We start from the raw sequence: 12,978 nt of genomic DNA on the forward strand, positions 1-12,978 counted from the left end.
ACATGACCCATCCGATCCTTTCGATTTCAAACCTCAACACTGCATTCCGTGTCGGCGGCGAATGGCGCAATGTCGTGAACGACGTCAGCTTCGACATAGGCGCGAAGGAGACCGTCGCCGTGGTCGGCGAATCCGGCTCCGGCAAGAGCGTCACGGCCATGTCGATCATGCGGCTTCTGTCGCCCGGCAATTCGCGCGTCACCGGTCGCATCGATTTCGAGGGCAGGAACCTGCTCGACCTGCCACTCGACGAAATGCAGTCCATCCGGGGCAACCGCATCGGCATGATCTTTCAGGAGCCGATGACCAGCCTCAATCCGGTGCTGAAAATCGGTCAGCAGATCACCGAAGTCCTCGTCCATCATCGCGGCATGTCGAATACGCAGGCCGAGGCGGAGGCCGTCCGGCTCCTGGATAAGGTGCGTATCCCATCGGCGAGGTCACGCCTCAACGAATATCCCATGAACTTCTCCGGTGGCATGCGGCAGCGCGTCGTCATCGCCATTGCGCTTGCCTGCGATCCGAAGCTCTTGATCGCCGACGAGCCGACGACGGCGCTGGACGTCACCATCCAGGCGCAGATCCTGGAACTCATCAAGGCCCTGCAGGAAGAGGAAGGCATGTCCGTCCTCTTCATCACCCATGACATGGGCGTGGTGGCGGAAATCTCCGACCGCACCGTGGTCATGTATCGCGGCGATGCTGTCGAGACCGGCACGACGCGTGAGATTTTCGCCGGGGCAAAGCATCCTTATACGCGGGCGCTTCTCGCCGCCGTGCCGCAGCTCGGTTCCATGACCGGGCTTGACCGGCCGCTGCGTTTTCCCCAGGTCGATATGGTGACCGGCGATATCCAGCCCCCCGAACCCACAGCGGATACGGTGAGGCGCGATGCCACGCCGATCCTGAAGGTCAACGACCTGGTGACCCGGTTCGACATCAAGAAGGGCTTCCTGCGCAAGACAGTCGGCCGCATTCACGCCGTCGAAGGTGTTTCACTGCAGTTGCAGCAGGGCGAGACGCTTTCGCTCGTCGGCGAATCCGGCTGCGGCAAGTCCACAACCGGCCGTTCGATCATCCGGCTGACGGATGCGAAGTCCGGCATGATCGAGATCGACGGCCAGAACGTCCTGGGAGCCGGAAAATCCCAACTGGCGGACATCCGCCGGGAAGCGCAGATGATCTTCCAGGATCCGTTCGAAAGCCTCAATCCGCGCATCCGCATCGGCAATGCGATCGCCGAGCCGATCGTCACCCATGGGCTGGCCGGTGCGGCTGAAGCGAAGGAACGGGTGGCCGAGCTGCTCGAACGCGTCGGCCTTTCAGCATCGATGGCAGACCGCTTCCCGCATGAATTCTCCGGCGGCCAGCGTCAGCGCGTCTGCATCGCCCGCGCCCTTGCTCTGGAGCCGAAGCTGATCATCGCGGACGAATCCGTTTCTGCACTCGACGTTTCAGTCAAGGCGCAGGTGATCAACCTGATGCTCGACCTGCAGGAGAAATACGGTCTCGGCTACCTGTTCATCAGCCACGACATGGCGGTGGTGGAGCGGATCAGTCACCGCGTCGCGGTCATGTATCTGGGCGAGATCGTCGAGATCGGCCCGCGCCAGGCCGTGTTCGAAAACCCGCAGCATGAATATACGAAACGGCTGATGGCGGCGGTCCCGATCGCAGATCCGTCGCGTCGTCAGACGCGCCGGATATCGAACGACGAGATCAAGAGCCCGTTCCGTGCTGCGGATTACGTGCCGCCGAAGCGGTCCTACAGCCAGGCCGGCGAAGGCCACTTCGTACAGGTCGCATAAGGTCAGGCCTGATAAGGCACTTTGAAACCGTTCCGCCAAGCTATGATGATCGGTTCCAGGTCGGTGGCGGCGTGCTCAGGCGGTTTATTTAATGGGCAGGGATGCACTTCCTAGGCCCACTCAACCTGCTTCTCGACCTGACCGGATTGATATGCCCGGTCCGCCGCCAGCAGTTTCTGCGAGGCTGCCGTTATGGCGGAGAGCACCTTGGCGTCGGTGATATTCTCCAGGAACGGCAGCATCGGGCCGGTATCCGCAATGCCGGCTGTCGCAACCGCTTCATGCAGGACGCGGAGCGGCGATACGCCGTCGCGCAGGTCTTCCAGCCCCATGAAGAAGGCCCGCAGCCGTTCCGCCTCGGCGACGTTGCCGGCCTTCAGTGCTTTCAGGATACCGGTGGACATGGCGGGTGCGACGCAGACGGAGCCAGACGTGAAGCCCTGCAGACCGAAATCCATCAGGTGGCTGATCGCCGGCCGCTCGCCGATGCCGGAGATGATGATCTTGCGTTCGACCTTCTGGACGAGTTCGGAGAGGTAGGTATCTTCCTTCGGGTTCTGCCGGACGACCGCGTATTTGATCGTGCAGATCGCCCCATCCGCAACGACGGCCGCGAGATCGGCCGCCGAAATGTAGTCGAGCGATTTCACATAGGCGATGATCGGCCGCCCGTAGGCGTCGGCGATACGGCGAAGGCCGGTTGCGACGCCAGCCGAAGTCACCGGGAAATTCAGGGGCAGGACCATCGCTGTCGGCAGGTCGTGGCCCTTGAGAATTGCGATCTGGTCCAGCGACTTGCCGTAGTCCGGACCGACCGAAGGGATAAGCCAGGTGCCGGAGGGGGCGATCTCCTTCAGCATGTCGACCATCTCCGCGAATTCGCGGACGGAGATGTTGTAGAGGTTGGCGTTGCCGCCATAAAGCGCTGTCGTCACGCCGCCTTGCGCCAGATGCGCCAGAATCTGGCGGTTGCCTTCGCGGTCGAGCGTGTAGTCGGCCTTGCGTGCCAGGGGCGGCACGGAGAGGACCGATTTCGCAAGCATTTCTGGTGTCACGGAAAAATTGGGCATGGCTTCAGGCTCCCGGTTCAGGGGTGAGTGGAAAAGCATTGAGGAACGGTCTTGCCCAGCGTCCAGGCGCTGGGCGCTCGTTGGAATCAGGCCGAGTTCATGACCTCGACCGGGCGCATTTCCTGCTTGCCGTAAGCGCGGCTGGCGGAAAGAAGCCGTTGGGAATAGGGATGCTGGACATGGCCCGAGCGGATCTGCTCGATGCCGGTTTCCTCGACGATCTCGCCGCCGTTCATGATCGCGACGCGGCTGCAGAGATGCGCGATGACGGCCATGTCGTGGCTCACCAGCAGGTAGGTCAACCCGCGTTCCTTCTGCAGGTCGGCGAGCAGGTTGAGGATCTCCGCCTGCACGGAAACGTCGAGCGCCGAGGTCGGCTCGTCGAGCAGCAGAACAGGCGGGTCGAGGATCAATGCGCGGGCGATCGCGACGCGCTGCCGCTGGCCGCCGGAAAGCTGATGCGGGAACCGATAGCCGAGGCCGGGATCGAGACCGACTGCTTTCAGCACGTCGGAAACAGCGTTTTCCTTGATCGGCAGGTTCTGATTGCGCAGTGGTTCGATCAACTGCGAGCGAACTGTCTTGCGCGGATGCAGCGAGCCGTAGGGGTCCTGGAAGACCATCTGGACGTCGCGGAAGAAGGCTTTGCTCCGTTCCGGCTCCAGCGGCTTGCCATCCAGCGAAATCCGTCCGCCGTAATTGCGGTTGAGGCCGGAAATCGCCCGGAGCACGGTGGATTTGCCGCAGCCGGATTCGCCGACGAGGCCGAAGGATTTCCCGCGTTCGACGGTGAAGCTGATGCCCTTCACAACGAGCGGCGTGCGCGGGCCAAACCGGACGGTGAGATTTTCGACGTCGATCATGACGGCACTCCGATCGTGGGTTGCGTCAGCCAGGACGGATCGCGCGTCAGCGTCGGCAGGCGTGCCGGCGGGTTTTCGATGGACGGCAGCGAGGCGAGCAGCCCTTGGGTATAGGGGTGCTGGGCATTGTCGAGTTCGGACGCCTTCAGCACTTCGACGACGCGTCCCGCATACATGATCAGCACCCGGTCGCAGAATTTACGGATCAGGTTCAAATCGTGGCTGATGAAGATCAGGCCGAGGTTGCGCCGGGCGATCAGTTCGTCGAGCAGCGCCAGAACGTCGAGGCGCACGGTCACGTCGAGCGCCGACGTGGGTTCGTCGGCGATCAGCACTTCCGGCTCGGCGATCAGCATCATGGCGATCATGATGCGCTGACCCATGCCGCCGGAGACTTCGTGCGGATAGAGCCGGAAGACGCGCTGCGGATCGCGGATCTTTACCGCTTCCAGCATTTCCAGCACCTTCTTCTCAGCGGCTTTCCTGCCGGCTTTCGGATAATGCAGGCGATAGGTCTCGGCGATCTGCTCGCCGACGCGCATCACCGGGTTTAGCGAATATTTCGGATCCTGCAGGATGAGGCCGATCTGCTTGCCGCGGATATCCATCATCTGCTTTTCACTGGCGGCCAGAATATCGGTGCCTTTGAACGTCATCCGGTCGGCGGTGACCGTTGCGGTCGGCGGCAGGAGCCGCATGATGGCCCGGCCGACGGTCGATTTGCCGGAGCCGGATTCGCCGACGATGCCGAGCTTTTCGCGGCCGAGTTGGAAGCTCACGCCGCGCACGGCTTTCACGAAGCCGTGGGCGAAGGAGATTTCCATATTTCTGACATCGATGAGCGGTTCGGTCATTCGCCACCTCTGGGGTCGAGTACGTCGCGCAGGGCATCGCCGACGAGATTGAAGGCAAGGCTGACGACCGCGATTGCAATGCCGGGTGCGGCGATAACCCATGGGCTGTCGAGCATGAACTCGCGGCCGGTGGCGGCCATCGCGCCCCATTCCGGCCATGGCGGCTGGGCGCCAAGGCCGAGGAAGCCGAGGCCGGCGGCGGTCAGGATGATGCCGGCCATGTTGAGCGTCACGCGGACGATGACCGAGGGTACGCACATCGGCAGGATATGGCGCGTGATCACGGCGGCCGAGGATGCGCCTTGCAGCCGCACCGCGGCGATATAGTCCATTTGCCTGAGGCTCAGCGTTTCGGCGCGGGCGAGGCGGGCGATCGGCGGCCAGGCAGTCAGCGAGATCGCGATGATCGCATTGGTGATGCCGGGGCCGAGAGCTGCCGCAAAGCCGAGCGCCAATACGAGACCGGGGAAGGAGAGGAAGATATCCGTGATGCGCATCAGCACCTCATCGACAATGCCGCCGAAATAACCGGAGCAGGTGCCGATCAAGAGCCCGATCGGTGCGACGATGATCGTCACGAGGATGATGATGTCGAGCGTCGTGCGTGCGCCGTAAATGATGCGGGCGAAGACGTCGCGACCGAAATTGTCGGTTCCGAGAATGTGGTCCCAGGAGGGGGGCGACAGGCGGATCGCCATGTTCTGAGCGATCGGATCGTATTGCGTCAGAAGCGGTGCGCCGGCCGCGGTGAAGATCAGGATCAGGATAACCACCAGGCCGACGACGCCGAGCGGATGTTCCCGGAATTTCAGCCAGCCCTGGTAGAATTGCTGCAGAGACGCATGCAGCGTGCCCTTGGGTTCAGGGGCGAGAAGCCAGCCGCGAATGCCCGGAGGCGTGGGGCGAGATTGGGAAACGGGTATCGCCATATCTGTCACCGTGTTCTCGGGTCGAGGATGCGGTAGAGCACATCCGACGTGATGTTGATGATCAGGAAGACGATCCCGATGGTGAGAACCGCGCCCATGACGACATTCATGTCGTTCATCTGTAGGCCGCGGGTGAGATACTGGCCGAGCCCCGGCCAGGCGAAGACGGTCTCGATCAGCACCGCGCCCTCAAGCAGGCCGCCGAGCGTCAGCGCTATGATGGTCAGGAGCTGGACGCGGATGTTGCGGAAGGCATGGCGCCAGATCACCTGGCGGGAGGCCAGCCCCTTGGCGCGCGCCGTGATGATGTATTCCTGGCTGAGCTGCTCCAGCATGAAGCTGCGCGACATGCGGCTGATATAGGCGACGGAATAATAACCGAGGATCGAGCCGGGCAGGATGATGTGGCCGAGCGCATTCTGGAAGACGTCCCAATTGGCTTCCATGGCGGAGTCGAGCAGCAGGAAGCCGGTCACCGGCGTGACGATGCCTTCGTAATAGACATCGACGCGCCCCGATGCGCCGACCCATTGCAGCTTGGCATAGAAGATGAAGAGCGCCATCAGACCCATCCAGAAGGTCGGGATCGAATGGCCTGCAAGACCGACGATACGGGCGACATGGTCGATCGGCTTGCCGCGATGAACCGCAGCCGTGATGCCGAGTGGCACGCCAACGATAGTGCCGACGATCATCGCCACCAGGGTCAGTTCGATCGTCGCCGGAAAGATCGACAGCAGATCGGTGACGATGGGCTGGCCGGTGATCGCGGAGACGCCGAGATCGCCGGTCAGCACTCTTTTCACATAGCTGAGGAACTGGATGTAGACGGGCTGGTCGAGCCCGAGTTGCTTGAAAACCCGGTCGTAGACTTCCTTGCTGACCTCGGGTCCGGTGATCGCCAGAACCGGATCGGCCGGCAGCAGGCGTCCCATCGAGAAGGTCAGGAAGAGCAGCCCCAGCAGCGTCGTCACCACAGCGACGACGCGACCGATGAAGTGACGGACGGCAAGCTTGATGCCATCGTCCGGCATGTCATCGACCGGGCCATTGGTGGCGGGACCAGTCGTGGTCGGTACGGGCGAGTTGTCTCGTGTCGTCATGTCCACGCTGGCCACGTCAATCCTACTCCTTGGTTTTCGTCACGTCGTGCCAACGGGTCGACCAGGTCGTATGCCCCTGATAACCCTTGACATTGGCGCGAATGACATAGGGGTCGGTGCGCTGGAAGAAGACGATCAGCGGCGGGTTCATGCCCTTGTAGATCGCATCGATCTTCTTGAATATTTCCGTGCGCTTGGTCGTATCGTGTTCCTTCATCGACTGATCGACAAGGGTGTTCAGCTCTGGAACCTGCATGGCGGTGCGCCACAGGTAATAGCTGCCGAGACGGGCCTCGTCGCGATTGTCCGGGTTGTAGGCATATTGGGTGGCGACCGCGAACGGATCGGGCAGGCGGGCACCGGAATTGCCGAGCAGGATTTCGTATTTGCGCTCGCGGAAGGCTGGTGTGTATTCGCCGGGCACGAGGTTAAGGTCGAAGCCGGCCGCACGGGCGCTTGCCTGCAGGGCCTCAGTGAACGGCAATGTTGCGGCACCCGACGGGTTCAGCACCTTCTTGAGGCCATTCGGATAACCGGCCTGCGCCAGCAAGGCCTTGGCCTTGGCCGGGTCATAGTCGTAACGGGATGTAGTGTCGGTCGGTGCACCGATCATGCCCTTCGGCACGACGGACTGCCACGGGAAGCCGGTATAGCGCATGATATTGCCGGAGATCGCCTTCCAGTCGAAAGCATGCTGGAATGCTTCGCGGACCAGAGGCTTCTGCAGATCGGGGTCCTTCTGGTTCAGCGCGATATAATAGAAGCCGAGACCCGGAACATTGTCGATCACCATCTTCTTGTCGTTCGCCAGCGCGTCGAGATCGCCGCTTGCGAGATACTGGCCGACATCCACGTCGCCGGCCTGCAGCTGAAGACGCAGGTTACCGGATTCGGGAATATGCCGAGTGATGACGCGGACCATGGCCGGGACACCGCCCCAGTATTTCTTGTTGGCTTCGAAGACGGCGATGTCGTTCGGGCGCCATTGCGAAAGCGTGAAAGGACCGCTGCCGGCCGAGTTGGCGGCAAGCCAGGCGGCGCCGAAATCGCCGTTCGCCTCATGCGACATGGCGGTCTTCTTGTCGACGATGCCAAGCGAGGAGCTGGCGAGCGAATAAAGCACGAGATCGGTGCTGACCTGGATCGGCAGCTCGATTTCCAGCGTCTGCGCATCCTTGGCGCGCACCAGCTTTTCGACATTGTCGGCTGTAAAGCCCCAGAGGGCGATATCGGTCGAGCCGACCTGACCACGCTTGATGACGCGCTGGATCGACCAGGCGGCATCTTCGGCGGTCACCGGATTGCCGCTCTGGAACGTGGCGTCGCTGCGCAGCGTGATGGTGATCAGCTTGCCGTCGGCCGAGGCGCTCCACTTGGTCGCGAGCATCGGCTGCAGCTTCTGCAGATCGTTCTGCGGCAGCTGGACGAGGTTGTCGTAGATATTGGAAATCAGCTCCGAAACCGTGCGGGCATTGTTGTCCGCCGGGTCCAGAGTACGGATGCCGGTCAGGTTCGTGCCGATCACCAGCATGTTCGGCGGCGATGCGGCGAGCGCTGCGCCCTGCGGGACCGTCAGCGCTGCAGCGACCAGAAATGTCGCCGCCATAAGATGTTTCATCATGTTCAACCTCCCAATTGAAATCTTCGAGCTCTTCAGTTCGTTCTGCTTGTCGTGTTCAGCATCAGGAATTCGATCCGTCGCGGGTCCTCGCCTTTGATCTGTTCGTAGAAATATTCGAGGATGTGCGGCAATGTTCCTCTGTCGGAAAAGGCATGAATGAGCCAGCCGACGCGCTGGCGTGCCGGGCTTGAAGAAATGTACTGTCGACCGATGCCTGAAGCGGGCAAAAACTCGCTGTTGCCGAAGCTTCGTGGCTTACGGCCCGGGGTGCGACAGAAATGACGTTGAAGTTTGGCTTTGCGACCTCAGCTGCGTTTCCCGCGGCAGCGATGATGGTCGATTCGCGCCGTGTGCTGCATCTGAATATCTCCTCCCTGAGACGCCGAATGCACTTCGACAATTTCGAATACGCTAACACGGTCACCTAAGTTGTCAACTCTCATTTCAAATTTTGTAAAAAAAGCCGCAAAAGAAGTAATTTTTGATGACATCTTTGAAATTGCGCCTATCGATAGATATGCAGGCCCGCGCCATGGTCGGGACTGCCATATCGCGCGCCGGGAGGGCCGCCGGGACGAGAGTTTTGGGAGCTAGGGGGAGATGTTGAATGGCGGAACTGCAATTGACGCCGCCGCGCAAGGAGAGGCTGGCGGACAAACTATACGGCCAGATCCTGGAGCAGATTCTGAACGGCGCCTTCAAGGAAGGCGATCGGCTGCCGGCGGAGAACGATATCTGCTCTGCTTTCTCCGTATCGCGCCCGGTGGTTCGCCAGGCCTTGATCCGGTTGCAGGCTGATGGCCTTGTCTATTCGCGGCGCGGTTCAGGCACATTCGTGCGCGCCGTGCCGCCCTCGGCCATCACCCGCTTCGTGCTGCCGTCCAATGTCGCGGGTTATCTGAAGTCCTTTGAGGTTCGTTTCGCGCTGGAGGCTGCGGCAGCGTCGCTGGCGGCGGAGCGCCGCTCCAGCCAGAACCTTCACAATCTCGACGAAGCCAACGAGCTGCTGCGCGAAAAAATCATGAACGGCCAGTCTCCCAGCGAGGCGGATTTCAATTTTCACCGCGAGGTCGCCGTCGCGAGCGGCAACGACCTGTTCGTATCGCTCTTCGAGCACCTGCGCGGAGAGATCAGCGGCTCCATGGGCGTGGCGCTCAACCTGACGAAACTGGGCTCGGACGAGCGACGCATCGCCGTGCTGCGCGAGCACCAGCAGATCGTCGAAGCGATCCGGGCGAGAAACGGGGAGCACGCGGCGCTCTATATGCGCTACCATCTGGTGCGCGCCCGCGAGCGGATTACCGACGCGCAACGCGATCCCTGACGAGGGCGATATGTTGCCACGACAGCGGGAGGAGAGCGACGTCGTTGAAGGGAAGGAACGTGACCATTCGGAAATCGGCATAAGACACTGCCTCGCCGGATATGGTCGGCGTGGACAGTTTTCTAGGTGGACATGATGTATGTCGGCTTTCCGGTGATTTCGCTGCCGGGCCTTCTTTTCTCTTATCTTCTCGAGGCCTGCGAGAGACTTTTGGTACCTTGCCGGCAGACATTTCGCGGGTCAAAGCTATTCATCCGTTTTCATTGATTGTCCCGAAGCATCGCGACGCCACCGCAGATCTTCAAAATCAGCCCTCAATCCTTACTTTGGCATCCTTAAACCGTTAAATTGTCATTAGGAGCCAGCGTATCCGTCAGTGCGGTTTGTTCGATTCGCATCCCAGCGCTATCGAAAAAGCGCAGGTGCGGGCCGTCCCACGAAAAATGGACGGTATCGCCGGCGTCAACAGGAACCGGTGACCGGTGTTCTGCGATGATGGCCTGCCCTTCGTCCGTCTGGCAGTAAAGAAATTGGGTCCCGCCTAGATATTCCGAGAAATCCACCCTGGCCTGCAGCATCGCTTCGCCGGCGGTCGACACGAACAGATGTTCGGGGCGAATGCCCAGCGTGATCTTTTCGCCCGGCGACAATGCCTGTGCGTCCAGCGATACCGGAATCCGGCTGCCGCCGAGCGATACCGATCCATCTTCCGCCCATTTCGCTTCCAGAAAGTTCATGCGCGGCGAGCCGATGAACCCGGCAACGAAAATGTTGGCCGGTTTTTCGTAGACCTCACGCGGGCTGCCGGTCTGCTCTATCCGCCCGTCGCGAAGGACCACTATCATGTCGGCCAGCGTCATCGCTTCCGTCTGGTCGTGGGTGACGTAGATCATCGTATTGCGCAGTTCCCGGTGCAGCCTTGCGATCTCGATGCGCATCGACACCCGCAATTCAGCATCGAGATTGGACAACGGCTCGTCGAAGAGAAACACCTCGGGTTTGCGCACGATTGCGCGGCCGATCGCCACCCGCTGGCGTTGGCCGCCGGACAGCTGGCCGGGGCGGCGATCCAGCAGCGGATCGATTTTCAGGATCGCAGAGGCTGCCCTCACCCGCGCTTCGATTTCCGCCTCTGGCGTCCGCGCCATTTTCAGACCGAACGCCAGATTGTCGCGCACGCTCATATGCGGGTACAGCGCATAGGACTGGAACACCATAGCGATGCCGCGCTCGGACGGATCGAGATCGGTGACATCGCGCCCCTTGATCTCGATTTCGCCGTCAGTGACCTCTTCGAGCCCGGCAATCATCCGCAGCAGCGTCGATTTTCCGCAGCCGGACGGACCGACGAAGACGACAAAGGATCCTTCGGTGATCTGGAGGTTGATGCCATGAATGACCTCCAGGTTGCCGAAACTCTTGCGGATATCGGTAAGCACGACCCCGGTTCTGGCTATCTCATCACGCATCGTTGCGTTCGCCCGCTCTGACCCAGACCAGCATTTCACCTGGCGACCTGTTGTCCCAGAAAGGATAGGGTACGAACCGTACCGTCGCTTCCTCCGTCTCAGGCGGCCTGGTGCGATAGAGCGCGTCACCCCAATCAGCCTTGTCGCGGCTTGCGGGAACATCGAGCGCCACGGCGCCGCCGAGATCTTTTAAGTCAGCCGTCGTTGCCTGCGAAACGCCGCTTGTGAGCCTGATGCCGTTCAAACCGTCGCCATTGTCGGTCGCCTCGACGCAATAGACCATCGGCCCGCGCATCAGCGCCGTGCGGCCGGCGTCGTGTCGCACCAGCGGATTGGCAAACAGCGCGCGCGGCGCCAAGGGAATATCGAGATCGATATGATCGCCGCTCGTCCAGTCACGATCGATGCGGGCATAGCCGTCGATCGTGACCGAGGCAAGATCGATCGTTTCGCCATTGACCTTCAGCGTTACGCCATCCGCCCATTCGGGGATGCGCAGTGAGATCGCAAAGCGTGTCGTCCTGTCCGTCGTCACATCGAATCCGATCGCGCCGTCCCAGGGATAATGCGTCTTTTCGGCCAGCCGCACCTTGGCCCCACCGATATCGAATCGGGCCTGGCTTTCGCCGTAAAGATGGACGGCGATCTCGTCGTCCGACACCGCATACATATACGAGCCGATCGACGCGAGCAGACGGGCGATATTGGGTGGGCAGCAGGGGCAGGGATGCCAGATCCAGCGGTGATGCCTGCCGGCGCTTTCCAGAGGGTTTTCATAGAAGAAGGTCTTGCCGTCGAGCGACAGGCCGGACATGGCGCCATTGTAGAGCGCCTGTTCCATGATGTCGGCATAGCGCCGGTTCGGACCGCGCCCGAGCATGCGGCTCGCCCAGAAGACGAGACCGACTGAAGCGCAGGTTTCGGCATAGGCGCTTTCGTTCGGCAGGTCGTAATAGTCGGTGAACCCTTCATTGGAAACGGCAGGCCCGATGCCGCCGGTGAGATACATCTGCTTGGTGATCAGATCGTCCCAAAGCGTATCGAGCGCCGCCGTCAGGCTGTCATCATTGTATTCGGTGGCGATATCGGCCATGCCGCAATAAAGATACATGGCGCGCACGGCATGACCGACGACCTTTGTCTGTTCGCGCACCGGCTGATGCGACTGGCTGTATTCATAGGTTTTCTGGATGAAATTGGCGGGATCGCGGCCGTCGCGGATCGCTTCCTCCGTGAAATAATGCGGTTCGGTGCCGCGCTCGTCGATGAAGAATTTGCAGAGGTGGAGATATTTCTTTTGTCCCGTCACACGCGCCAGCTTCACTAGTGCCAGCTCGATTTCCTCATGGCCGCAGTAGCCCCGCAGTTGGCCCTCGCCACGGCCGAAGGTCTTGATCAGGTAATCGGCATAACGGCACATGATATCGAGAAGCTTGCGCTTGCCGGTTGCCTGAAAATAAGCGACCGCTCCTTCAATCAAATGCCCAGCGCAATAGAGTTCATGATGGTCGCGCAGGTTGGTCCATCGGCGATCCGGCTGGATGCGCTGGAACCAGGCGTTCAGGTAACCGTCCTTGTCCTGCATCTTCCCGTACATGTCGATGATCTCGTCGACACGGGCTTCGAGCTTCGGGTTCTTCCGCCGATAGAGCGAATAGGCCACCGTCTCGATCGACTTGCCGAGATCCGAGTCCCAGAACATCTGCGTGGTGCCGCCCCAGGGTTGGATCGGGATGACGATGCCGGGGCTCGGCTTGCTGGTGTCGATGGCATCGAGCATGCCAGCCTCGACGCAGCGGTCGAGCAGCATCTCGGCCGTGGTGTCGCAGATCGCTTCCTGGCGGTCGCCGAATAGGCCGTGGATATCGACGCTGGGTACGGGCAGCGGGCGGAACTGGCGGTCTCTTTTCATGGTGTTCATCGCGTCATCCGTTTCT

The 12,978-nt window shown here is 61.1% G+C and carries 10 protein-coding genes and 1 pseudogene; 2 read left to right on the forward strand and 9 right to left on the reverse strand.

What is annotated here, in order from left to right; genetic code table 11:
- The first annotated feature begins 2 nt into the window (after positions 1–2).
- Positions 3–1,808 carry an ABC transporter ATP-binding protein gene (locus AC1DLT_RS22815; RefSeq protein WP_477488264.1) on the forward strand — a complete coding sequence of 602 codons (1,806 nt, stop codon included), beginning with the start codon at positions 3–5 and terminating at the stop codon, positions 1,806–1,808.
- A gap of 110 nt (positions 1,809–1,918) precedes the next feature.
- Here the strand turns inward: AC1DLT_RS22815 and AC1DLT_RS22820 are convergent, their stop codons facing one another.
- The 6 genes from AC1DLT_RS22820 to AC1DLT_RS22845 form a co-directional block, all read right to left on the reverse strand.
- Positions 1,919–2,878, reverse strand: coding sequence for a dihydrodipicolinate synthase family protein (locus AC1DLT_RS22820; protein ID WP_477488265.1), 960 nt, complete (start codon positions 2,876–2,878; stop codon positions 1,919–1,921).
- An 86-nt stretch (positions 2,879–2,964) separates the two neighbouring features.
- Positions 2,965–3,741 (reverse strand): ABC transporter ATP-binding protein, encoded by a 777-nt coding sequence (locus AC1DLT_RS22825; protein ID WP_247135713.1) that lies wholly within the window; start codon positions 3,739–3,741, stop codon positions 2,965–2,967.
- Entirely contained in the window at positions 3,738–4,595 is an 858-nt protein-coding gene (locus AC1DLT_RS22830; protein ID WP_040124157.1) for an ABC transporter ATP-binding protein, read from the reverse strand. The genes AC1DLT_RS22825 and AC1DLT_RS22830 overlap by 4 nt, the downstream gene beginning before the upstream one ends.
- Entirely contained in the window at positions 4,592–5,524 is a 933-nt protein-coding gene (locus AC1DLT_RS22835; protein WP_247033857.1) for an ABC transporter permease, read from the reverse strand. The genes AC1DLT_RS22830 and AC1DLT_RS22835 overlap by 4 nt, the downstream gene beginning before the upstream one ends.
- A 5-nt stretch (positions 5,525–5,529) precedes the next feature.
- The gene (locus AC1DLT_RS22840) at positions 5,530–6,642 is read right to left on the reverse strand and encodes an ABC transporter permease (protein ID WP_477488266.1); all 1,113 of its coding nucleotides are present in this window, start codon (positions 6,640–6,642) and stop codon (positions 5,530–5,532) included.
- A 7-nt stretch (positions 6,643–6,649) separates the two neighbouring features.
- Positions 6,650–8,233, reverse strand: coding sequence for an ABC transporter substrate-binding protein (locus AC1DLT_RS22845; RefSeq protein WP_247033914.1), 1,584 nt, complete (start codon positions 8,231–8,233; stop codon positions 6,650–6,652).
- Between the two features lie 622 nt (positions 8,234–8,855).
- Between AC1DLT_RS22845 and AC1DLT_RS22850 the strand changes: the two genes are divergently transcribed.
- The gene (locus AC1DLT_RS22850) at positions 8,856–9,572 is read left to right on the forward strand and encodes a FadR/GntR family transcriptional regulator (RefSeq protein ID WP_040124163.1); all 717 of its coding nucleotides are present in this window, start codon (positions 8,856–8,858) and stop codon (positions 9,570–9,572) included.
- On the opposite strand, the pseudogene AC1DLT_RS22855 reads toward AC1DLT_RS22850, so the two are convergent.
- The 3 genes and pseudogenes from AC1DLT_RS22855 to AC1DLT_RS22865 all read right to left on the reverse strand — a co-directional run.
- Positions 9,559–9,669 (reverse strand): annotated as a pseudogene (locus tag AC1DLT_RS22855) (glutathione S-transferase family protein); the annotation flags it as partial. The gene AC1DLT_RS22850 and the pseudogene AC1DLT_RS22855 sit on opposite strands and share 14 nt — an antisense overlap.
- A gap of 238 nt (positions 9,670–9,907) precedes the next feature.
- On the reverse strand, positions 9,908–11,041 hold the full coding sequence (locus AC1DLT_RS22860) for an ABC transporter ATP-binding protein (RefSeq protein ID WP_477488289.1): 1,134 nt from the start codon (positions 11,039–11,041) through the stop codon (positions 9,908–9,910).
- Complete coding sequence (locus AC1DLT_RS22865; protein ID WP_477488267.1) at positions 11,034–12,962, reverse strand: glycoside hydrolase family 127 protein; 1,929 nt, start codon at positions 12,960–12,962, stop codon at positions 11,034–11,036. Before AC1DLT_RS22865 ends, AC1DLT_RS22860 begins: the two co-directional genes overlap by 8 nt.
- Positions 12,963–12,978: the final 16 nt, after the last annotated feature.

Source organism: Neorhizobium sp. 05N33, assembly GCF_056397445.1.

What these genes read in the sequence shown, in the direction of transcription:
- AC1DLT_RS22865 (WP_477488267.1), bottom strand. Translation starts at nt 12,962, where the DNA reads ATGAACACCATGAAAAGAGACCGCCAGTTCCGCCCGCTGCCCGTACCC.
- AC1DLT_RS22820 (WP_477488265.1), bottom strand. Translation starts at nt 2,878, where the DNA reads ATGCCCAATTTTTCCGTGACACCAGAAATGCTTGCGAAATCGGTCCTC.
- AC1DLT_RS22830 (WP_040124157.1), bottom strand. Translation starts at nt 4,595, where the DNA reads ATGACCGAACCGCTCATCGATGTCAGAAATATGGAAATCTCCTTCGCC.
- AC1DLT_RS22825 (WP_247135713.1), bottom strand. Translation starts at nt 3,741, where the DNA reads ATGATCGACGTCGAAAATCTCACCGTCCGGTTTGGCCCGCGCACGCCG.
- AC1DLT_RS22845 (WP_247033914.1), bottom strand. Translation starts at nt 8,233, where the DNA reads ATGGCGGCGACATTTCTGGTCGCTGCAGCGCTGACGGTCCCGCAGGGC.
- AC1DLT_RS22815 (WP_477488264.1), top strand. Translation starts at nt 3, where the DNA reads ATGACCCATCCGATCCTTTCGATTTCAAACCTCAACACTGCATTCCGT.
- AC1DLT_RS22835 (WP_247033857.1), bottom strand. Translation starts at nt 5,524, where the DNA reads ATGGCGATACCCGTTTCCCAATCTCGCCCCACGCCTCCGGGCATTCGC.
- AC1DLT_RS22860 (WP_477488289.1), bottom strand. Translation starts at nt 11,041, where the DNA reads ATGCGTGATGAGATAGCCAGAACCGGGGTCGTGCTTACCGATATCCGC.
- AC1DLT_RS22850 (WP_040124163.1), top strand. Translation starts at nt 8,856, where the DNA reads ATGGCGGAACTGCAATTGACGCCGCCGCGCAAGGAGAGGCTGGCGGAC.